This window comes from Paenibacillus sp. FSL H8-0175, from assembly GCF_045040615.1.
Lineage (GTDB): Bacteria > Bacillota > Bacilli > Paenibacillales > Paenibacillaceae > Paenibacillus_AQ > Paenibacillus_AQ odorifer.
This window is the reverse complement of the sequence record NZ_CP150299.1, coordinates 6,903,437-6,922,697: the sequence shown is the minus strand read 5'-3', so window position 1 is coordinate 6,922,697 and position 19,261 is coordinate 6,903,437. Positions and strand designations below refer to the sequence as shown.

19 protein-coding genes are annotated in these 19,261 nt (G+C 45.6%); 8 read left to right on the top strand and 11 right to left on the bottom strand.

The features are described from left to right. Nucleotides 1-21: 21 nt before the first annotated feature. A complete protein-coding gene (locus MHH46_RS30705; protein WP_076181920.1) occupies nucleotides 22-1,062 on the bottom strand; it encodes a copper amine oxidase N-terminal domain-containing protein in 1,041 nt (346 codons plus the stop codon). Between the two features lie 191 nt (nucleotides 1,063-1,253). Between MHH46_RS30705 and MHH46_RS30700 the strand changes: the two genes are divergently transcribed. Further along, nucleotides 1,254-3,839: a DUF2339 domain-containing protein gene (locus MHH46_RS30700; protein WP_076191664.1), complete on the top strand. Its 2,586-nt coding sequence runs from the start codon at nucleotides 1,254-1,256 to the stop codon at nucleotides 3,837-3,839. Between the two features lie 34 nt (nucleotides 3,840-3,873). Next, the gene (locus MHH46_RS30695) at nucleotides 3,874-4,587 is read left to right on the top strand and encodes an HAD family hydrolase (RefSeq protein WP_076191666.1); all 714 of its coding nucleotides are present in this window, start codon (nucleotides 3,874-3,876) and stop codon (nucleotides 4,585-4,587) included. Between the two features lie 93 nt (nucleotides 4,588-4,680). Here MHH46_RS30695 and gdhA read toward each other — a convergent pair whose 3' ends face one another. Beyond that, nucleotides 4,681-6,066, bottom strand: a complete 1,386-nt coding sequence (gene gdhA / locus MHH46_RS30690; RefSeq protein ID WP_036682144.1) for an NADP-specific glutamate dehydrogenase — start codon at nucleotides 6,064-6,066, stop codon at nucleotides 4,681-4,683. Between the two features lie 238 nt (nucleotides 6,067-6,304). Here gdhA and MHH46_RS30685 point away from each other — a divergent pair, with 238 nt between their 5' ends. From MHH46_RS30685 to MHH46_RS30675, 3 genes are all read left to right on the top strand, one after another. Continuing rightward, nucleotides 6,305-6,583 carry a hypothetical protein gene (locus MHH46_RS30685; RefSeq protein ID WP_038573758.1) on the top strand — a complete coding sequence of 93 codons (279 nt, stop codon included), beginning with the start codon at nucleotides 6,305-6,307 and terminating at the stop codon, nucleotides 6,581-6,583. A gap of 259 nt (nucleotides 6,584-6,842) precedes the next feature. Further along, complete coding sequence (locus tag MHH46_RS30680) at nucleotides 6,843-7,043, top strand: cold-shock protein (RefSeq protein ID WP_019914790.1); 201 nt, start codon at nucleotides 6,843-6,845, stop codon at nucleotides 7,041-7,043. A 118-nt stretch (nucleotides 7,044-7,161) separates the two neighbouring features. Continuing rightward, nucleotides 7,162-7,392 carry a cold-shock protein gene (locus tag MHH46_RS30675; protein ID WP_036682139.1) on the top strand — a complete coding sequence of 77 codons (231 nt, stop codon included), beginning with the start codon at nucleotides 7,162-7,164 and terminating at the stop codon, nucleotides 7,390-7,392. 69 nt (nucleotides 7,393-7,461) lie between these two features. On the opposite strand, the gene MHH46_RS30670 is transcribed toward MHH46_RS30675, so the two are convergent. From MHH46_RS30670 to MHH46_RS30650, 5 genes are all read right to left on the bottom strand, one after another. Further along, on the bottom strand, nucleotides 7,462-7,923 hold the full coding sequence (locus tag MHH46_RS30670) for a VOC family protein (RefSeq protein WP_076191669.1): 462 nt from the start codon (nucleotides 7,921-7,923) through the stop codon (nucleotides 7,462-7,464). Beyond that, the gene (locus MHH46_RS30665) at nucleotides 7,920-8,483 is read right to left on the bottom strand and encodes an NADPH-dependent FMN reductase (protein WP_076191671.1); all 564 of its coding nucleotides are present in this window, start codon (nucleotides 8,481-8,483) and stop codon (nucleotides 7,920-7,922) included. The genes MHH46_RS30670 and MHH46_RS30665 overlap by 4 nt, the downstream gene beginning before the upstream one ends. Before the next feature lie 153 nt (nucleotides 8,484-8,636). Then, nucleotides 8,637-9,329, bottom strand: a complete 693-nt coding sequence (locus tag MHH46_RS30660) for a response regulator transcription factor (RefSeq protein ID WP_076191673.1) — start codon at nucleotides 9,327-9,329, stop codon at nucleotides 8,637-8,639. Nucleotides 9,330-9,345: 16 nt separating this feature from the next. Next, nucleotides 9,346-11,019 (bottom strand): GAF domain-containing sensor histidine kinase, encoded by a 1,674-nt coding sequence (locus MHH46_RS30655; RefSeq protein WP_076191676.1) that lies wholly within the window; start codon nucleotides 11,017-11,019, stop codon nucleotides 9,346-9,348. A 152-nt stretch (nucleotides 11,020-11,171) separates the two neighbouring features. Further along, complete coding sequence (locus tag MHH46_RS30650) at nucleotides 11,172-12,563, bottom strand: MATE family efflux transporter (RefSeq protein ID WP_076124068.1); 1,392 nt, start codon at nucleotides 12,561-12,563, stop codon at nucleotides 11,172-11,174. A 263-nt stretch (nucleotides 12,564-12,826) separates the two neighbouring features. Here MHH46_RS30650 and hxlA point away from each other — a divergent pair, with 263 nt between their 5' ends. The 3 genes from hxlA to MHH46_RS30635 all read left to right on the top strand — a co-directional run bounded on the left by hxlA (nucleotide 12,827) and on the right by MHH46_RS30635 (nucleotide 14,477). Beyond that, the gene (gene hxlA / locus MHH46_RS30645) at nucleotides 12,827-13,459 is read left to right on the top strand and encodes a 3-hexulose-6-phosphate synthase (protein WP_036682127.1); all 633 of its coding nucleotides are present in this window, start codon (nucleotides 12,827-12,829) and stop codon (nucleotides 13,457-13,459) included. 7 nt (nucleotides 13,460-13,466) lie between these two features. After that, on the top strand, nucleotides 13,467-14,015 hold the full coding sequence (gene hxlB, locus MHH46_RS30640; protein ID WP_076191679.1) for a 6-phospho-3-hexuloisomerase: 549 nt from the start codon (nucleotides 13,467-13,469) through the stop codon (nucleotides 14,013-14,015). An 84-nt stretch (nucleotides 14,016-14,099) separates the two neighbouring features. Further along, nucleotides 14,100-14,477 (top strand): helix-turn-helix domain-containing protein, encoded by a 378-nt coding sequence (locus tag MHH46_RS30635; protein WP_036682121.1) that lies wholly within the window; start codon nucleotides 14,100-14,102, stop codon nucleotides 14,475-14,477. Between the two features lie 95 nt (nucleotides 14,478-14,572). Here the strand turns inward: MHH46_RS30635 and pepT are convergent, their stop codons facing one another. From pepT to MHH46_RS30615, 4 genes are all read right to left on the bottom strand, one after another. Further along, nucleotides 14,573-15,805, bottom strand: a complete 1,233-nt coding sequence (gene pepT, locus MHH46_RS30630) for a peptidase T (RefSeq protein WP_076191681.1) — start codon at nucleotides 15,803-15,805, stop codon at nucleotides 14,573-14,575. A gap of 95 nt (nucleotides 15,806-15,900) precedes the next feature. Continuing rightward, nucleotides 15,901-16,554, bottom strand: a complete 654-nt coding sequence (locus MHH46_RS30625; RefSeq protein ID WP_076124065.1) for a sortase — start codon at nucleotides 16,552-16,554, stop codon at nucleotides 15,901-15,903. 36 nt (nucleotides 16,555-16,590) lie between these two features. Further along, nucleotides 16,591-17,601: a hypothetical protein gene (locus MHH46_RS30620; RefSeq protein ID WP_076191684.1), complete on the bottom strand. Its 1,011-nt coding sequence runs from the start codon at nucleotides 17,599-17,601 to the stop codon at nucleotides 16,591-16,593. Between the two features lie 477 nt (nucleotides 17,602-18,078). Continuing rightward, on the bottom strand, nucleotides 18,079-19,092 hold the full coding sequence (locus MHH46_RS30615) for an LLM class flavin-dependent oxidoreductase (RefSeq protein ID WP_081383185.1): 1,014 nt from the start codon (nucleotides 19,090-19,092) through the stop codon (nucleotides 18,079-18,081). Nucleotides 19,093-19,261 lie beyond the last annotated feature (169 nt).

Below are 19,261 nucleotides of genomic sequence, written 5' to 3'. Positions count from 1 at the left end.
AATAAGATTCCAGTCTCTCTCTTATTGTTGTGCAGAATCTACTACAACTTTGACAGCTGTGCCGATTGGTGGCAGGCTTCTGGTCAGCACTGGGCTGTAGAATCCGATAACTTTTGTGCCTTTAACAAGCTCGCTGCTTTTAACAGCTTCGCCGTCTTTGTTAATGAGCACTGTGTCTTCGCTAATGCGCAGTACTACTTCTTTTTGTGACAATTCGCTCAGGCCACTACCTTTAACAGTGATACTGATATTTCCCTTATCGTCTTTTTGAACTTCTTCAATAGTACCAGCAGTACCTAGAAGATCATCTTGTTTTTGCTTATCCAGAACGGTGATTTTGTAAGTTGGTGTTTGTGGCGGAAGACTCATAGTCATGACCATGGAGTGTTCTGCTTTTACTGTCATCCCGATATGGAGATCTTTGAGTGCAATTTTAGTGCCGTCAGCCATCTCAATAGCCGTATCTTCCCCTACATTTAATACGATTCCATCCGTACCTACACCTTGGATTTGAACGGATTGGTATTTACCACCATCATAGACTGCTGTAATCACACCAGTCTTAGTCATGTGCTGCTCGGCGGCATTTGTGTTGATCACAATGGAATCTCCCTTCACAGTCATGTTTTGATGAATTACTTCGCTTAAAAAGGAAGCTGGGACATACAAAGTGGAGTCAACCAATTGTGGTGCAGTTCCAAGTGTTGTATTCATTTTGTTGATACTATAACGATCTTCTCCAGCTTTCACTGTAGTGAATACAGCGCCATTGATAAGTTCAACGGATTTATTCTGTGCATTCCAGGTTAATTCAAATCCAAGGGCTTCAGTAATTGAACGTAGTGGTACCATCGGCTCTTTACCGCTTGTGCTTTGGAAGCCTGTTTCTTTAATAGTCGATCCGTTGATTTCAATCGCAAACGTCTTTTGATTAACGCTAGCGGAGGTTTGTTTAGCCTCATTTTTAGCAGAAGTTGTGGTGGGTGCAGCATAAGCTGCTCCTGTAGAAAGTGCTAGGGACAAAGTTAAAAGAACTGTACTTGTTTTTAAAATGTTGTTCATGGTTGTGAGCTCCTTTTAAAATCTTTTGTTAGTGTTGTTATTATTCTGACGGGACACCCCTCCAAAATGTTGCAGTTTTTTTGCATCCCGATTGTAATCTTCATTCACTGCAAATATAAAAAAAGCATAAGACCCCCCAGCTATATGTAGTAATATGTAAGTATTAACAATCGCTCACATAAGGAGGCGCTATGGAGTCATTCAAAGATCGACTGAGATTCATGAAGGTACAGCAGGACGGGCTGATTAAGGAATATGAGGCTCTGATCGCGGAATATGAAAGTCACGATCTGGTCAACGAGAATGAATACTTGAAGAAGCAATATGAGAAGCATAAGCTCGCTTTGGTCGAGCTAAAGACTCAGGTAGGTAAGCTTCAAGAAGAGAATACTGAGCTAAGAGTTGCGCTAACGGAACAAATTTTAGATGAAAAGCTGGGCATTCTTAAAGTGTCGAGGCAGAAGCTGCAAACTTATTTTGCCTCTAGAAGCCACGCTCATACGGATCGGCTGACGGCTTTTGAAGTGGAGACGAAACGCCATATTCAGCAGCTGTACCACACAGCCTCCAGGCAGCTGGGTGAGGAACAAGCAGAGATATCCAGTCGACTCGGGGCGTTGGCGGAAGAATTAAATGAGCGTGTGCTGGCACAGCGGCAGAGACTGAGGGAAGCGGAGCTTCGCCTCAACTCGGGCATGGATAATGGATTACATGATTTTGCTTCGGAAGAGATCAGTGAAGAGGTGCTTAAGCGCCGAAGAAAACAAAATCAGATCGAAATGAAGATTGGACTAAGCTGGATTAACAAGCTGGGCATTCTGCTGTTGATTTTGGCGGTGGGGGCAGGCTTCCGGTATACCTATTCCAACTGGTTCACAGGTTATATGAAGGGAAGCGCTTTTTTTCTACTGGGGTTATTGATGCTGGGAGGCGGGGAGTGGCTATACCGCAAAGGAAAAGGCACCTTCGCTTTAGGGCTGCTTGGCGGCGGGATTTCGGTGCTGTATGGCTCTATTTTTTATAGCTATTTTCTGCTTGATATTATTAGTATATATGTAGGTTTATCCTTGTCTGTACTCGTTACTTTAACTGCGGTACTCCTGTCTTTAAGGTATGAATCACGGAGTATTTGTGCGCTTGGCTTAATCGGAGGATATCTGCCCTTATACTCTTATCTGGGGGCGTTTGGCCTTTCGGGCAACGCGGTTTATGTGGCTATGGGTTACTTGTTTCTATTGAATTTATTCATCTTATTGATTTCTTTCCGCAAACGCTGGAACGTTGTCAATTATATCAGCTACTTATTTAATACACCCTCCATGCTCATATTAATAGCTTTGTCGGATAGCAACGGAATTAATATGTGTTATGCTGTTTTGACTTTTGCGATGTATCTGGGAATTACCCTGTGGTACCCCTTCATATATCGTTCCAAGCTGTCCTGGTGGGATTTCTCTCTCTTAGGATGTAATACGTTTATTAGCTGTCTCACCTTGTATATTTTATTTATGAATGCAGGACTGAAGGATTACAATGGTGCACTGGCGTTGCTTTTCTGCCTGCTGTATCTCGGTCTGGGTCGAGGGCTTGAGAAGCTGATGCCACAGGAAAAAGAAAGCATGCTGCTGTTCTACGCCACTTCACTGACCTTCGGCATATTGATGATTCCTTTTCAATTTGGAGCGGCTTGGTGGTCCATCGGTTGGCTGATTGAGGGCGTCGTTCTTACGCTGTATGGCAATCTGAACCGCTTTAAGGGGATGGAAAGGGCGGGCTGGGGCATTATGATGCTCTGCCTTGTAGTATTCTTCTGTCTAAATGTACCGACGCAGTGGGTCGCAGACTATCAATGGACGAATTTTAGAGATGTCTACTTCCCGCTAAAATATGTCTTTATCACAGCAGGCATGCTGATTGTCGCGGTGTTGTATGCTGTTCAGCATAACCGTAAGGATGCTCTTCAGCGCAGCGAACCTTATGAAATCACCTTAGCGTTGTGGTTTAAATATGCGGCGTTATTAAATTTCTGGATTTACGGCTTGTATGAATCGGGAAGATTGTATCATCTGGTTGTACCGGAGGATTTTGCGCATAGAACCTTCTATAATTTGCTGCTGTCCGCTGTATGGACCTTGGTTCTGGCTTACGTGCTGCCAAAGGTGAAGGTGCTGTATGACACGATTGTTAAATATTTTGTGAGACTTCTGTTTGGGATTGGCTACGTCATTTGTATAGTGATTACAGTAGGACTGCCAAGTCTGCAAAATAATTTCGCGCAAAATACAGCAGCTGATTATATCGCACTGGCCGTACTGATTATCTTTAATATCTTTGTTTGGTTTAGCGGACGTGATCTGCTGATTGCAGCGCTGAATCGTCAGTTTAAGAGTATGGAGATCTATCCTGTTTTCATGGCGATTTATTTACTTGGCATTATCACCGCTTTCCTAGGAGTGCAATTGCAATTGAGTGATGCAGGGTTAATTTTTAGTCTCATTTATCTACTGTTAGCCGTTCTATTTATCATGTATGGCTTCCGCAAAAGGTATGTGTACATCCGGCGCTTCGGCCTTGGATTAACGCTGCTGGCCACGGGCAAGCTGCTGCTCTATGATTTGGGTCTGCTGAATACTGGCAGCAAAATCATAGCCTATGCCAGCTTTGGTATCTGTTTGCTCGGCATCTCCTATCTCTATCAAAAGGTGTCAAACCGGATGGAGGAGGGCCAGACAACCACCGACAATGGCAATGGCAATGGCAATGGTACTAAGGGATAAAACACAGAGAGAATAATAGGAAGGAAGACGGTGGATGTACGAGACTTATATTTTCGACCTGTATGGCACATTAATCGATATTCAGACAGATGAGGAGAAGCAGGAGGTATGGGATCGATTATCGCTCCATTTCGGATATCAGGGGATGTCCATAACAGGAAGTGAGCTACAGGCACAATTTCTGCGGGAGAGGGATTTACAGCTCGCCGAAGCCGCACGGAATTGTCAGTATCCAGATTTCGTAATGGAGGATGTGTTTCGTTCTGTGGCCCGTCAATTGGGTGGGGAACCGGATCAAGCGTGGTTACATGAAACGGTTAGATGGCTGCGGACATTATCGATGATCCATATCTCACTTTATGAGGGTGTGGTTGAAATTCTGCAAACATTAAGAGAACGTGGCAAAAAGGTGTTTTTGCTCTCCAATGGCCAGAAAACCTTTATAGAAGCAGAATTAATGATGCTGGGTATTCTTCCTTTATTCGATGGCATTGCCATTTCCTCCGAAGCAGGAGTGAGTAAGCCGGATCCGCTATTTTATCGTTATTTAGTTGAACATTATGGAGCGAATTTGCGTTCGGCCATCATGATCGGGAATGATCCCCGTACCGATATTGCAGGGGCGCTAACGATAGGAATAGATTCCTGTTACATTCGTACGGCTTCTTCACCCCACGATACGACTGTGGAGAGTACTCAATCGATTTGGGACGGGGATTTGCGGAAGATCCCCGGATGGAACGCTTAGACACACAAAAAGTCCCCGTAACCGGATTCTTGCTGACCGGTTACGGGGACTTTTGTATGTCGGGCGTTCGTGACTAGAGCGCCGGTGATTTATTTAGATTACACCTTCAGCCAGCATAGCGTCGGCCACTTTTTTGAATCCAGCGATGTTCGCTCCTGCAACAAGGTTGCCGGACTGTCCATATTGCTCGGATGCATTTACAGATTGTTCGTAGATGGAAACCATGATTTCATGCAGCTTCGTATCTACTTCTTCAAAGCTCCAGGACAACCGCATGCTGTTTTGTGCCATTTCAAGTGCAGAGACAGCTACGCCGCCAGCATTAGCAGCTTTAGCAGGTGCGAATAGTACGCCAGCTTGTTGGAATTGATGAATAGCTTCAAGGGTGGACGGCATATTGGCACCTTCGCCTACTGCTTTTACACCATTCTCAATCAGTTTCAATGCCATGGCTTCATCAATCTCATTCTGAGTAGCACTCGGAAGGGCGATATCACAAGGAATGGTCCAAATTTGCGTGGAATCTTCAGTATACACAGCGTTAGGATGTTCATTCACATATTCACTAATCCGTTTTCTTTCGACTTCTTTCAGGCGGCGGACAGTTTCGAGGTTAATCCCATTTTCGTCATAGATATATCCGGCGGAATCACTACAAGCTACGACTTTAGCGCCTAGCTGTACAGCTTTTTCGATCGCATAGATCGCTACGTTACCAGAACCGGAAACAACAACGCGGCTTCCTTCAAAAGAAAGGCCTTTTGCTTTCAGCATCTCGTTTACGAAATAAACTGTACCGTAACCAGTAGCCTCTGTCCGAGCCTGACTTCCGCCGTAACCAATACCTTTACCAGTCAATACGCCAGCCGGATATCCTCCGCGGATCCGCTTGTATTGTCCGTACATGTAGCCGATCTCACGACCACCTACACCGATATCTCCTGCAGGAACGTCTTGGTCAGGACCGATGTAATTTTGCAATTCAGTCATGAAGCTTTGTGCAAAACGCATGATTTCGCCTTCGGATTTACCTTTAGGATCAAAGTCGGATCCGCCTTTACCTCCGCCGATGTGTTGGCCGGTAAGAGCATTTTTGAAGATTTGCTCGAAACCAAGGAATTTGATAATACTAGCATTAACGGATGGGTGAAAACGAAGTCCACCTTTGTAAGGTCCAATTGCACTGCTGAACTGTACACGATATCCACGGTTAACTCTGACCTTACCTTGATCGTCTGTCCAAGGAACACGGAACATAATCAAACGTTCTGGCTCAACCAATCTTTCCAGAATGGCATTTTCCTGATACTTAGGTTCAGCAGCGAGGATTGGAAGCAAAGATTCAAGGATTTCCTTTACGGCCTGATGAAATTCGGGCTCAAAAGGATTACGCGCAACAACCTGTGCGTATACGTCTTCGATATAACGATGTGCCTTGTTGCTGTTTGTGTCTAATTGCTGGGTAGATACAGAGCTCATGAATTCAACCGCCTTTTCTAGTATTCATTTGGTCCAACACTTTTTTTATATTTTGGCACAAGTCAATGTTCCTCACAACTGTTTTTATTAAATAACTTACTTCAAGTGGAACGTTATAGACGCTGGGATGATAAGAAAAGTGTGAATAAACCGCGGTATACTTCGCGTAATGACGCGTTAAAGCGCGAAATATGCTACAATGATTGTGTAATAATTGTAAGGAGATGAAATTTAAAAAATGAGTGACAAAGTAAATGAGCAGGAGCTAGTAAATGTATTATCTGCCAAAACCAAAGTGGATCCGCAAATCATCCGCTTAGTATTGAAGCATGAACAGACCTTTATCAATAAGGCCAAGGCGAACGCCAAGGGTGAGGTAGACATCGACAGCGATGATCTGGTCGACTATGTCACTGCCCAACGTGATGTGAAGCTGGATGAAATCACAGTAGAGACCATTCTTGATGCAGAAATGGATTACTTGATGGATAAAGGATTGGCAGGTTATATCGACTAACATGGGTGTTCGTCCGGCTCGGCTGCTGCTGTTTATAGGCAATAAGAGCCGGAGTGAAAATTAAATAGGCTTACGCATTGCTTTTAGTGATTTAGTGTGGTACAATGAAATCAATCATAAATTTAACCCTTAATTCACATATTGTAAAAGGTTATCATTTGTGCGTATGAGTCCTTTTCCAATGTGTGAATTTTTATTTGTTCGTACACTACGTAGGAATAAAAGGACATGTGTTAAATAAAATATTGGAGGTAATATCATGCAAACAGGTACAGTGAAATGGTTTAACGCAGACAAAGGATTCGGTTTTATCGAGGTTGAAGGTGGAAGCGACGTATTCGTACACTTCTCCGCAATCACAGGCGACGGATTTAAATCTTTGGACGAAGGCCAACGCGTTGAGTTCAACGTAACTCAAGGCGCTCGTGGACCACAAGCCGAAAACGTTGTAAAACTGTAGTTTAAAAATCAGGCTGCCCTTAACACAAGTTGAGGGCAGCTTTTTTTATTTTCATAGTATGAATCTGCCCCTAATAGGGTAGCGATATCGTCTCGATTCGATCCAAGGAGGGGTACTTATGTATTTTCGTAAAAAAGCACTGGAGGAACTTCCGCAAGAAGACACAGCTATTTGGTCCTGTACCAAGGAAGGTTGCACAGGTTGGATGCGCGATAATTTCGCCTTTCAATATGTACCTACCTGCTGGCAATGCAACTCTCCCATGACTAGAAGTATGAAGATACTGCCAACGCTTGTGAATACGAATGCAGACATGAAGGCCATGAAGAAGGGCATTTCGATTAAGTAATCGAAGAAGCTAATATACTCAAACAGCTGGACCCTTGGACGGGAGCAGCTGTTTTTTTGTTTGAGTATTTTATTTACTGTGCAGTAATTTCTCCCATTCCGTTAAGGTTATGTTCTCTGAAATAGGCTTCAGATGTTCAGGAACCTCTACGTGGCACATAAATTCCAAGCTGTTGCCGTCAGGGTCGTTGAAGTAGACAGAAGCATTTCCTTGATAAGCCCGGATAAAAGGCTCAACAGAAGTCCGGTTGCGGAACGGAACAGCCTCTACCCCAATCGATTCCAGCCATTGCAGTGAGTGCTTCAAGTCCTCGTAAGTGATACGGAAGGCAATATGCCGCAAGGACGGATGGTATGGGGTTTGAACCTCCTGGCCTTCCCAAAGACCAATCCAGCTCCGACCTTCCTCGATCCAGAAGAATACAGTTTCTTCATCCCGCCAAGCCATTTTCAGACCTAATTTCTCATAAAATTCGATGGATACTTCAAGATTGCTTACTGGTAAATGTGCTTCATATAGTCCTTTGATCATTGGATAGCACCTGCCGGTCTGCCGATTTTGCGGGCTAAGTTCAGGAATGCTTCTAATACTAGGTGGATGCGATCTTCGATTTCTTGCCCACCCTCGTATCCGTCGTACCCGACCTCGAACCGCTTGCGTTGCAGTCCACCGATGGAGATCCAGTCTGGTGTATTGATACCGTGCAGGTTGCGTACGATGGCTTGCAATTGAAGTAATGAGCTTATCCCTACCGCTCCCCCGGCTGAACTGGCGGATAACACAACTTTACCGTTGAAATGCGCCTGGCCTAGATGATCAATCGCATTTTTTAATACGCCACTTACCGAGCCGTGATATTCCGGAGTAACCAAGATTACTGCATCCGCTGCTAACATCTCTTGTTTAAGCTCGTTTAAATGTTCATGCTCTGTGTAAGCCTCGTCTGGTGAATAAAAGGGAATTGGGCGTTTGTAGAGATCAAACACGTTAACCTTTTCTCCTTGCTGACTAATGAAATGGGCGGCATGTTCTGCCAGCTTCGTGCTGGTTGCTTCTTTTCGATTACTGCCTGTCAGGATCATCACTTTCATCTGTATCCACTCCTATGTGAGGTCAGTTGCTATAAACCAATGATAGTTGAATCGGCCTCTGTTAACATCAGCACATGGAATGAACATACATAATAAAAACGCTCAGCCATTGTGCTGAGCGTCTAAGACTAAAGTTGTAGAGGAGTTTTGATTCTAGGCGTTATAGCCGCCTTTCAATGCGAAAATGGCAGCCTGAGTCCGATCCGCTAAGTTTAGCTTTCCGAGAACGTGGCTGACATGGGTCTTAACGGTTTTTTCGGTGATGACCAGCTTGCTGGCAATCTCTTTGTTACTCATACCGAGCGCAATCAGGTCTAATACTTCTTGCTCGCGTGGGGTAAGAAGCTCTAATCCGTTGATCGCAGCAGGTGTTGTGTTTGGGCCGTTCGGATCGGAAGTATTAAGTTCCAATTGCTCTAGTGTAGAAGTCGCCATTAGATTCATCAGTTGGCTGGCAGCCTCGGAATGTAGCTCCACTTGACCGTTATGTACCTTGCGGATCGCAACTACCAGCGCTTCTGGTTCTATATCTTTAAGCAAATAGCCTTTGATTCCTACGCGGATAGCCGGGAGTACATGATCCTGATCCGAAAAGGAGGTCAATACAATGACCTTGACCTGCGGGTAGGAGATCCTCAGCGCTTGAGCGGTCTCAATGCCGTCCATAATGGGCATATGCAAATCCATTAATATGACATCCGGGTTCAATTCAGCTGTTCTTTCCAGTGCCTCGCGGCCGTTGGAGGCCTCTCCAATAACCTTGATATCGGGTTGTGTGGAGAGAAATACTTGCAGCCCACGGCGTACCATTGCATGGTCGTCTACTAATAATAAGTTTATCGTCATTTATGATCACCCGACTTCATGTAGATTGGATGGGCAGAGGTATGGTTGCCTCAACCGTTGTGCCTTGATTTTCCACACTGTGGATATGAATACGACCGGTGAGAGCTTCTGCTCTTTCCTTCATAATATGCAGTCCAAGAGATTCATTAGTGTCTGTGTTAGAACGCCGTTTGGCCCCGCCTTTACCTTGGTCGGCAACGCTCAGTACCACCTCGGCTGCATTCAGATGCAGAGATACCTCCGCTTTAGAGGTTCCGGAATGCTTTCGTACATTATTGAGCGCTTCTTGGCCAATGCGCCACAGCCCTTCCTCCACGTTGCGGGGAAGTTCGTGAACACCACTCCGTTGCGTCTGTATCAGCAGCCCTAGCTGCTGGCCATGAGCCTGCAGCGCAGTCAATAAACCGGCTTCCAGTCCGGCAGGCCGAAGCTGCATAATTAATGCACGCATTTCTTTGAGTGCAGACTGGGATAAAGCTTGAATATCGCGGACAGCCTCAGTAGCAGGATGGGAGATATGCCCCTGCTTCAGCATACTTTCCACGCCTTTGGCGGTCATTGAGAGGGAGAAGAGGATCTGGTTCACGGAGTCGTGCAGGTCACGGGCCAGACGATTCCGCTCGTCAAGACGCGCAATTTCGCGGCGTTTCTCTCCAAGCTGAGCACTTTCCAATGTAGCGGAAATATGCTCAGCGACAGCCTCAAGTACCTCTCCATCCGCAGTTGCGGAGGCTAGTGCTTTGGGTGAGGTGATCAGTAGAATTCCTGCACCTTGTGCGGCAATCTGCCGAAAGGGCACAGCGAGCATCACAACATGCTCCGCGACAGGGTGTTCAGAACAGCAGGACTTCGTAATTTCCTGCTCTTCATCAGGGGTTAATGTCGCAAAGCGTTGTCCTTTCGCGATATCTCCTAGACGTATTTTAAAAGAATCCGAGAGCTCGAAGGGAGCTATTTCAGGCGTTATATTAGCCGCATAGGCAGCATGGACTTCGAATTGCCCTTCATATTGCCCGATAATCGCTGCAAAGGGCCAATCGAAATAGTCGCCAATCAGGGCGGCGCTTTTCTCGATCAGAATACTGGGCGAGATACATTGGTTGGCGGTTAGATTTAAAGCTGCGCTGAATTCGCCTAATTTGGCGTACAGATTCGCGCGGCGCTGCTCGGTGCTATATAACTGCATCCGTTCTATAGCACTGCCAATTTGCAAAGCCACGGATTGCAGCAAAGCCAGCTCGCTGTCGGCGTAATGTGCTTTGCCTGGTGCGGCCACATTCATAAGTCCCAAGTAACGCTCACCTGAATGCAGCGGGACGGTGGCGTGGTGGGTGATGCCCAGCGTGTCGCCCCAGTTATACTGCCTGGCGTTACTCAGCCGCTTGCAGCTTAGAATGTTAACGGCATGCTCGAGCCGACCGTCCCATAGGCGGCTTAGGCACCAGCAGCTTCCGCACTGCATTGGTTGTTTATTGTCGCGCTGTAGTGCAGGTGGCAGGCCTCGATCAGCGGCACACTCATATTCCATGTATTCTTCGCTCAGGAAGATCCAGCCTGCAGTGTTTCCGGTTAACTCAAGCAGCTTGCCCATGACTGTGTCGAGCATGGGTCTGAGCTCATTGGAACTGTTTAAAGTCTCCGCAATCGTTTTGAGCGTCAGTAACTCATGGATTCCGGTTTCCTCCGGCATGAAGTTCTCTCCTTTAGCTTTGTGAATTATGTTCTATCTATTGTAACGTAGAATGGTTCCTTCATTCTCAAATTTTATGTAATGTTGGCGTAAATAAATAGAAGGTTCCTTAAGATCTGATATGACCTTAAAGAACCCTCTGTATATACATATTAATTTACAGCTGCAGGAGTAGCGGAAGGTGTACAGTGTTCTGGAGCTTCGTGTTCGATAAGTCCATGTTTCTCCCAAGCTCGGCTCTTCCAGCGGAAATACATAATGACGGCTCTTACCCACTCATCGACCGCAGTAGCAATCCACACGCCGGCTAACCCGAGATCAAGTTGGAACACCAGGAAATAACCAAGAGGTAAGCTCATGCAGACCATGGAGATCAGTCCCATATATACAGGGAATTTGGCATCGCCCGAGGCGCGTAAAGAGTTAATGATAACCAGATTGGTTGTGCGCCCGGTTTCCAGGAAGAAGCTAAGCAATATGACCTGCGCCCCCATCCTAATGATGTTCTCATTGTCTGTGAAAAGCCCGAATAGCGGTACCCGGAAGAAAATCACCACAGCATCTATTATTACGGTAACCAGCAACGCCCACTTTACACTGGTGAATACACGCTTATAGGCTTCATCAGGTCGTCTAGCTCCCACGAGATGTCCTACAACGATGGAAGTTCCCATAGAGACAGCTACACTGAATAAATAAATATAATTGGAAATATTAAGCGCGTACTGGCGGGTAGCCATAGCTTCAGCGCCTAAATAAGTAATATACAGTGTGAATACAAGCTGGCACGACTGATAAGTGATGGATTCAAAAGCGGACGGGATGCCGATTTTGAGAATTTGCAGCACGTATTTTTTAGAAAGATGAATGTAATAGGTTACTTTCACCCGTACCTCCATCACTCTGTAGAGCAGCAGGAAGAATAGGATCAGGCAGATAAAGCGACTCATCACTGTTGAGATAGCCGCACCCTCCACACCTAACGCCGGAAGTCCGAAATGACCATAAATGAGCAGGTAGTTGCCCACCACGTGAATGATATTCATCAGCAAGGATACGACCATCGTCTGTTTGGTGAAACCGTGAGTACGGATAGTAGTCGCCAGAGCATTAATTAATGCTTGCAGAAAAATACCGCCCCCAACAATATTCATATAGGCTTTGGCGTAAATGAGGATATCCCCTTTTACATTCAGCGCAGTCAGTAGCGACCCTCCGAATATCAGCAAAAACGTACTTAGGAGAATGCCGACTAACAGGTTTAGGGTAATGGCATTGCCGGTCACTTGAGCGGCTTCCAGAGGTTTTTTGGAACCGAGATATTGGGAGACCACAATAGCTGCGCCGTTACCAATTACACTGAGGACTAAAATTGCTATCGCAATGATCTGATTCGCTGCGCCGACACCAGACACGGCATCGTCCGACACTGAACTGATCATAAAAGTATCCACACTGCCCATGAGCATAAAGAGGAATAGCTCGAGGAAAATCGGCCAGGTCAGTTTGACCAGGTTGAATTCCTGGTGATTATTTTGCTTCATTGTGCACCTTCTTATATTATGATGTACTTCCTAAAATTTCATAAACAAACTGTAATATTAGCACAGCTTTCATGGAAATGCAGTATTTTTACAGAAAAATGACAAAACGTTTTTAATTTAAGTCGAAAAGAGCCCTTTAACCGCACATTAGTATCCTCCAGGTAACTACATCACAATAAAGTGCCTACTTCCCTAAAGGGATGTAAGGAACTACAATTTGTACATGACTTACTAAAATATATTAATAAGGAGTGCAAATAAATATGAAATTACAATTAGCGTTGGATTTAGTGGACATTGCGGGAGCGAAAGAGGTTGTCTCAAAAGTTGCCGAATTTATAGATATCGTTGAAATTGGAACACCTATCGTTATAAATGAAGGGTTACATGCAGTGAAGGCAATCAAAGAGGCTTTTCCAGCTTTGACTGTGTTGGCGGATTTGAAAATCATGGACGCAGGTGGATATGAAGTGATGAAGGCTGTGGAAGCGGGCGCGGATATCGTTACTGTACTTGGTGTTTCTGATGATTCTACCATTAGAGGTGCAGTGGAGGAAGCGAAGAAAACCAATAAAGAGATTCTAGTTGATCTGATTAATGTGAAGGATATCCAAACAAGAGCGGCTGAAGTAGACGCACTTGGCGTAGACTATATCTGTGTACACTCTGGATATGACCATCAAGCGGAAGGTAAAAATTCTTTTGCAGATTTAAATGCGATTAAGAGTGTGGTTAAGCAGGCTAAAACAGCTATCGCTGGAGGGATCAAGCTAAGCACACTTCCAGAAGTGATCGCCGCGAACCCTGATCTTGTCATCGTTGGCGGAGGCATCACAGGTGAAGCGGATCAAAAGGCTGCCGCAGCAGAAATGAAACGTCTAGTTAGTCAGGCTTAAGATTACAATGAAATATGCGCAGCAAATTATAGAGGAGCTCCAGCGCTCCATATCTCAGCTTGATGAAGAAGAGACTGAGCGAATGGCTGAGCTGCTGCTTCAGTCCAACAAGATCTTCGTGGCTGGAGCGGGCAGATCTGGATTGATGGGACGGGCCTTTGCTATGCGGTTAATGCATGTTGGTAAAGAGGCTTACGTTGTAGGCGAAACGGTGACTCCGGGGATTGAACAGGGGGATGTGTTAGTCCTCGGTTCCGGTTCCGGTGAGACAAAAGGGTTGATCTCTATGGCTGAGAAAGCCAAAGGGGTAGGCGCAGAAGTTGTTGCCGTTACCATTGCGCCGGATTCGACGGTTGGACGTTTAGCGGGCTACACAGTGAAGCTGCCGGGATCTCCAAAAGATCCGGCCAGTGGAAGCTACAGCACGATCCAGCCGATGGCTTCTTTATTCGAACAGACGATGTTGGTCTTTTATGATGCTATTATTCTGCGAATGATGGAGAAGACGGGGCAGACGAATCAGCAAATGTTCGGCAAGCATGCTAATTTAGAGTGAACGTACAGAAACGAATGCCTTCCAATGAGGAGGTTATTCGTTTTTGTGTTAGTATGATAACAGGAGAGAGGAGGCGCTTTAGGTATGGCAACCGAGATTAAAGATCGCATAAACTTGAAGGAAATTAACTGTGAGAAGGAATTGACGCTTGCGGTGATCGGAGGGAAATGGAAGCTGATTATCCTCTGGCATCTAGGGCTTGAAGGGACAAAGCGATTCAGCGAGCTGAAGAAGCTAATTCCTCATATCACGCAAAAAATGTTGACCAATCAGCTTCGCGAGCTCGAAGAGGACCAGCTGGTTCTAAGAAAAGTGTACGCTGAGGTTCCGCCAAAAGTAGAGTATTCCCTGACATCATATGGCCAAAGTCTGCTTCCCGTCCTTCGATTGATGTATGATTGGGGTAAAAATTACGGAGAAAACGTGATCTGGAAGGACACGCCGCCGGAAGAAAGATGCTAATCGGATAGCCTATGAACATTAATAATCCCTGAGAGGTCTGGATCGGCCTCTACAGGGATTTTTTGGTGTTTTAAAGGAGTGATGCGGATAATGCTTTAGGCTTTCTGTTCGAATAGCTTAGCAATCTCCACGATAACATTTACCGCTTTTACCATATTGTCCGCAGACGCATATTCGAATTTGCCATGGAAATTCTCGCCTCCGGTGAAAATATTAGGTGTCGGCAAGCCCATGTAGGAAAGCTGCGAGCCATCTGTACCTCCGCGAATCGGGCGGATGATCGGTGTGATGTTAAGGTTCTCCATCGCCTCATGGGCAATATCGACGATATGACGCACTGGCTCGATTTTTTCACGCATATTGTAATATTGGTCCTTCATTTCAAGCACGATGTTCTCTTCACCATGGATGTTTTTGAATTCTTCTACGACAGCTGAGAGATATGCTTTACGTGCCTCGAATTTCTCACGGTCGAAGTCGCGGATGATATATTGCAGCTTGCTGAATTCAGGTGTGCCTTCTATAGAGCTTAGGTGATAAAAGCCTTCATAACCGTCTGTATATTCGGGCGCTTCCTCAGCAGGGAGTCTGAGATGAAGTGCCATGGCGATTTTGGCGGAATGAATCATCTTTCCTTTTGCAGTCCCAGGGTGAACATTAACGCCGTAGACTGAGATTTTGGCAGACGCAGCATTAAAGCTTTCATACTCTAATTCTCCGAGTGGACCTCCGTCTACAGTGTAAGCATAGGAAGCATTAAAAGCGGCTACGTCAAATTTATGAGGCCCGCGGCCGATTTCTTCGTCTGGTGTGAAGGCAACTCTAATCTTGCCGTGTTTGATTTCTGAATGTTGAATGAGGTAATGCATGGCGGTCATAATCTCAGCAATACCGGCTTTATTATCTGCGCCAAGCAGGGTCGTGCCGTCGGTTGTAATTAAGGTGTGGCCTTTGTATTCCGCCAGCTCCGGAAAGCTCGCTGTGGATAATACAACATTCAGCTCTTTATTCAAAAGAATATCTTGACCATCATAGTTCTCGATAATCTGTGGCTTCACATTCGTTCCGGTAAAATCAGTCGCTGTATCCAAATGGGCTAAAAAACCAATGGTCGGAACATCCTTGTCCGTATTCGCAGGGAGTGTCGCCATAACATAGCCATGCTCGTCCACCTGGACTTCCTCCATGCCGATTTCCTTAAGCTCTTCAACCAGCTTGTGGGCTAGAACCATCTGTCCCGGAGTGGATGGGCAAGTCTCATTATCTTCATTCGATTGGGTATCCATTTGTGCATACGAAATAAACCGTTCTACAACCTCTTTCTTCACCTTGGGTCATCTCCTCTTTACTATTGTATATATATAGTATCACTTTCCATATAAGGTCTCATCCCTGAGGAAGAAGATTGAGGTAATATTTAAGTTTAATGCGGCAATATTTCTTGTTTCACTAACTTCGCTGAAAGTAAATAACGGTCCGGTGCAGATCCCACATATGAAAAGGGATAACAGGTAATCAATGTGAGGATGGCCTTATCACTTGGCTTTATAGCACCACGTTCGTCCCCGTCAACAATTGTGCTGCCTGTTACTTCATAGGTAAAAGTCCCATCGGTACTTTCCAGCTCGATAAGATCTCCAGCGACGAGTTCTCCCAGATTACGGAACACTGTATCGCGGTGGCCTGCGAGCACACTGTTGCCGGTGGCACCGATAGCTGCGCTGCCTTTATAATGTCCGGCTCCCTTTTTTAGCTCGGGGCTTTCCGTGCCTTCTAGCACTGCGATCTTTTTGTTTAATTTGGGGAAACGAATCTCTCCTATGATTTCACCTTCTGAATAGGAATGAGCGGGGTGCGGCTGTTCCTTGGCTGAACTGATCATTCCCATGGGAAGAGGGATTTCTTCGGCAGAAAGGGGGCGGGCGACAGCTTCCTCCCTCTTTTTTGCCCAATCATTTAAAGCCTGTTTAGCTTCGAGCGGTGCTTTGACCACTTGTACAACCGAGTAAATCAACACAACTAAAGAGAGTATGAAGATTAGCTTCACGGCTAGCAAGACACCATTACGCTTCTTCATACTCTCTCACCTCCAGACTTATGCTGCAAAATGTGGTTATTTCTTCGATTTCAATCTGCGCATGATAATCACGCTGAGTACCGCAATGGCTAAGCTGGCAAGAATCAAGTTATACCAAGGCTCAGCGGTATTTGGAAGCTTGTTGCCAACCTCTGGTGCTCCCAGTGGAAGCTCATCATCAGGCAGGGCGATTTCATTGCTTGGCTGCGGTGTTGCACTGGTAGTTTGGCTGCCGGCACTTGGTGATGCTGTCGGCTCATTATCGCCTCCACCCAGTGGGATCGGCGCTTCAGTGACACTAATTTCATCTACTACTGGTGAAGCTGTAGGTATTGGCGATGGTGTTGGCGTCGTTGATTGCCCTGGTGTGGCAGCTGCTGTTGCCGTTGGCGAAGTAGCCGTCGTGGTTGGTGAAGCTGTTGCGGTCGGTGAAGCTTCAGGTGTAGCTGTAGCCGTGGCAGTAGGTGTCGTAGTTGGCACTACAGTAGGTGTAGCAGTCGCTGTAGGTGATGGCTCCGGTGTAGGCTGAGCTGTGGCCGTCGCTGTCGGTGAAGGACTAGGTTGAGCGGATGGCTCCGGTCCTCCAGAAGCGGAGAACTCAAAGGCTACAGTGGTGGTTTTCCCTTGATATTCGTTCCCTGCTTCCCACGGGAAAATTACATCCATTTGGATTACACTTTGTTCTCCCCCGGCAAGTGAACCGATGGCAACTCTTCCGGCAGCCTCACTCATCACCCCTGAATAGATGATTACTCCCTCTTTTTCGAGTGTCATTTGGAGAATATCGTATAATTCTGCGTCTCCAGAGATGAATTTGAAGTCCACATAGTAATTAAAACCCTCACTACCTGCGTTAATAATTGTGTATTCTGAGTTCGTTTCATCACCAGGCTGCATATTGTTCATGGTGGCTGTGCTTGTCGTATGCGAATTCACCGTAAGCTTAATGGTATCTTGCGCACTAACTCCGCCAGCATGCCAGATGACTCCTGCTAGAATAGTCAGGATATAAGCAGCTATGAAAGCCGAGCGATATTTCTTCTTCACTTTACTCGCTCCTTTCTCCTGAACCCCATATTAAATTTTGTAGACATCATTTGCGGGCTTCCGGCAAATTCTTCTCTTCTAATCGGATTTTCCATCAAACATTGTCGAAATAAGTAGTATCTCACAGAACCACTTTCTTGTGCGTATACAGGAATCTCCGTGAAAGTGGAAGGAGAGGGTAGAGATATACCGCCAATTCGTTCGTTATAGCGAATAACTAAAGTATAATCAAAATAATATCTAAACAAAAATGGGATATTACAAGGAAATCCATCATATTTGATCAAATATCAATTATATTAATGGTTTTACACCAGTTTTCTCTATTTAACTCTTTATTTTTATGTAATTCATTGTTTTTATTGTGTTTTATTGAGAACGATTATGAATGCAAAATAAAAAGGCAAGACATACATCTGGAATAGGGCTCAAACCCCGATACCAGACCTATCGTCTTGCCTTAATTATGATGATAAATTAGATTTCCTTCATAGCGTCGGCTACAATCTCATAAGAGCGTAGACGAGCGTTAGGATCATAAATTCCACCAGAAACAATCAATTCATCGGCCTGTGTCTCTTGCAGGATTTCTTGAAGCCGTTCTTTAATTGCTGCTTTATCACCAGCGAAAGAGTAACGCTGTTTCTCAAGCATGGCTGCTTTTTCTTGCATCGTCCATAGCCCCTCCATACTATCAACCGGTGGTTGTAACTTCCCCGTACGTCCGCGGATGATATTAAGGAATTGCTGCTGCTGCGAGGTAGCCAGTCGTCTTGCCTCATTCACGGTATCGGCTGCTGTAATGCCAACTCCGACCATCACATAAGGTTTGTCGAGTGCTGCTGAAGGACGGAAATTACTATGGTAGATGTGTAAAGCTTGTAGTAAATATTCTGGTGCGAAATGGCTGGCGAAAGCAAAAGGTAAACCTAGCTTCCCTGCCAGCTGAGCACTAAAACCGCTGGAGCCTAGCAGCCAGATGGGGATATTCAAGCCTTCACCAGGAACAGCACGAACCCCAGCCGGTCGTGATCCTGCACCTGCAGGATCGAAGTAGGCTCTGAGCTCACTTAACTGCTCGGGGAAGTCACTGCCGTCGCTTCCGAGACCACGGCGTAGCGCACGGGAAGCCGGTTGATCGGATCCTGGGGCTCTGCCCAGTCCTAAATCAATCCGTCCTGGATATAGGGATTCGAGGGTCCCGAATTGTTCCGCAATGACAAGTGGTGCGTGGTTGGACAACATGATGCCTCCAGAGCCTACGCGTATGCTTTTTGTGCCGCCAGCAATGTGGCCAATTAAGAGTGAGGTAGCAGAACTGGCAACACCAATCATGTTGTGATGCTCAGCAAACCAATACCGGTGATAGCCCCATGCCTCAGCATGTTGAGCTAAAGCTAAAGAGTTATGAAAAGAGTCTGCCGCTGTGCCACCCTCCACAATAGAGGCTAAGTCCAGTACGGAGAATCGAATATCGCGCTGTTGCTTCAATGTAATCCCTCCTATAATAAACGCTCAGATAGTCTAGAGCAGTATTTGTAGCTGCGAATAATGCTACTCGCCTAGTATACCATGTAATAAAACTATATACACACTTTAAGTAAGTTATACGCACTTTGTAATGATTAGATAAGGAATAAGTATGTCTTTAAAATAAAAT

What these genes read in the sequence shown, in the direction of transcription:
- MHH46_RS30705 (WP_076181920.1), bottom strand. Translation starts at nt 1,062, where the DNA reads ATGAACAACATTTTAAAAACAAGTACAGTTCTTTTAACTTTGTCCCTA.
- MHH46_RS30700 (WP_076191664.1), top strand. Translation starts at nt 1,254, where the DNA reads ATGGAGTCATTCAAAGATCGACTGAGATTCATGAAGGTACAGCAGGAC.
- MHH46_RS30695 (WP_076191666.1), top strand. Translation starts at nt 3,874, where the DNA reads ATGTACGAGACTTATATTTTCGACCTGTATGGCACATTAATCGATATT.
- gdhA (WP_036682144.1), bottom strand. Translation starts at nt 6,066, where the DNA reads ATGAGCTCTGTATCTACCCAGCAATTAGACACAAACAGCAACAAGGCA.
- MHH46_RS30685 (WP_038573758.1), top strand. Translation starts at nt 6,305, where the DNA reads ATGAGTGACAAAGTAAATGAGCAGGAGCTAGTAAATGTATTATCTGCC.
- MHH46_RS30680 (WP_019914790.1), top strand. Translation starts at nt 6,843, where the DNA reads ATGCAAACAGGTACAGTGAAATGGTTTAACGCAGACAAAGGATTCGGT.
- MHH46_RS30675 (WP_036682139.1), top strand. Translation starts at nt 7,162, where the DNA reads ATGTATTTTCGTAAAAAAGCACTGGAGGAACTTCCGCAAGAAGACACA.
- MHH46_RS30670 (WP_076191669.1), bottom strand. Translation starts at nt 7,923, where the DNA reads ATGATCAAAGGACTATATGAAGCACATTTACCAGTAAGCAATCTTGAA.
- MHH46_RS30665 (WP_076191671.1), bottom strand. Translation starts at nt 8,483, where the DNA reads ATGAAAGTGATGATCCTGACAGGCAGTAATCGAAAAGAAGCAACCAGC.
- MHH46_RS30660 (WP_076191673.1), bottom strand. Translation starts at nt 9,329, where the DNA reads ATGACGATAAACTTATTATTAGTAGACGACCATGCAATGGTACGCCGT.
- MHH46_RS30655 (WP_076191676.1), bottom strand. Translation starts at nt 11,019, where the DNA reads ATGCCGGAGGAAACCGGAATCCATGAGTTACTGACGCTCAAAACGATT.
- MHH46_RS30650 (WP_076124068.1), bottom strand. Translation starts at nt 12,563, where the DNA reads ATGAAGCAAAATAATCACCAGGAATTCAACCTGGTCAAACTGACCTGG.
- hxlA (WP_036682127.1), top strand. Translation starts at nt 12,827, where the DNA reads ATGAAATTACAATTAGCGTTGGATTTAGTGGACATTGCGGGAGCGAAA.
- hxlB (WP_076191679.1), top strand. Translation starts at nt 13,467, where the DNA reads ATGAAATATGCGCAGCAAATTATAGAGGAGCTCCAGCGCTCCATATCT.
- MHH46_RS30635 (WP_036682121.1), top strand. Translation starts at nt 14,100, where the DNA reads ATGGCAACCGAGATTAAAGATCGCATAAACTTGAAGGAAATTAACTGT.
- MHH46_RS30625 (WP_076124065.1), bottom strand. Translation starts at nt 16,554, where the DNA reads ATGAAGAAGCGTAATGGTGTCTTGCTAGCCGTGAAGCTAATCTTCATA.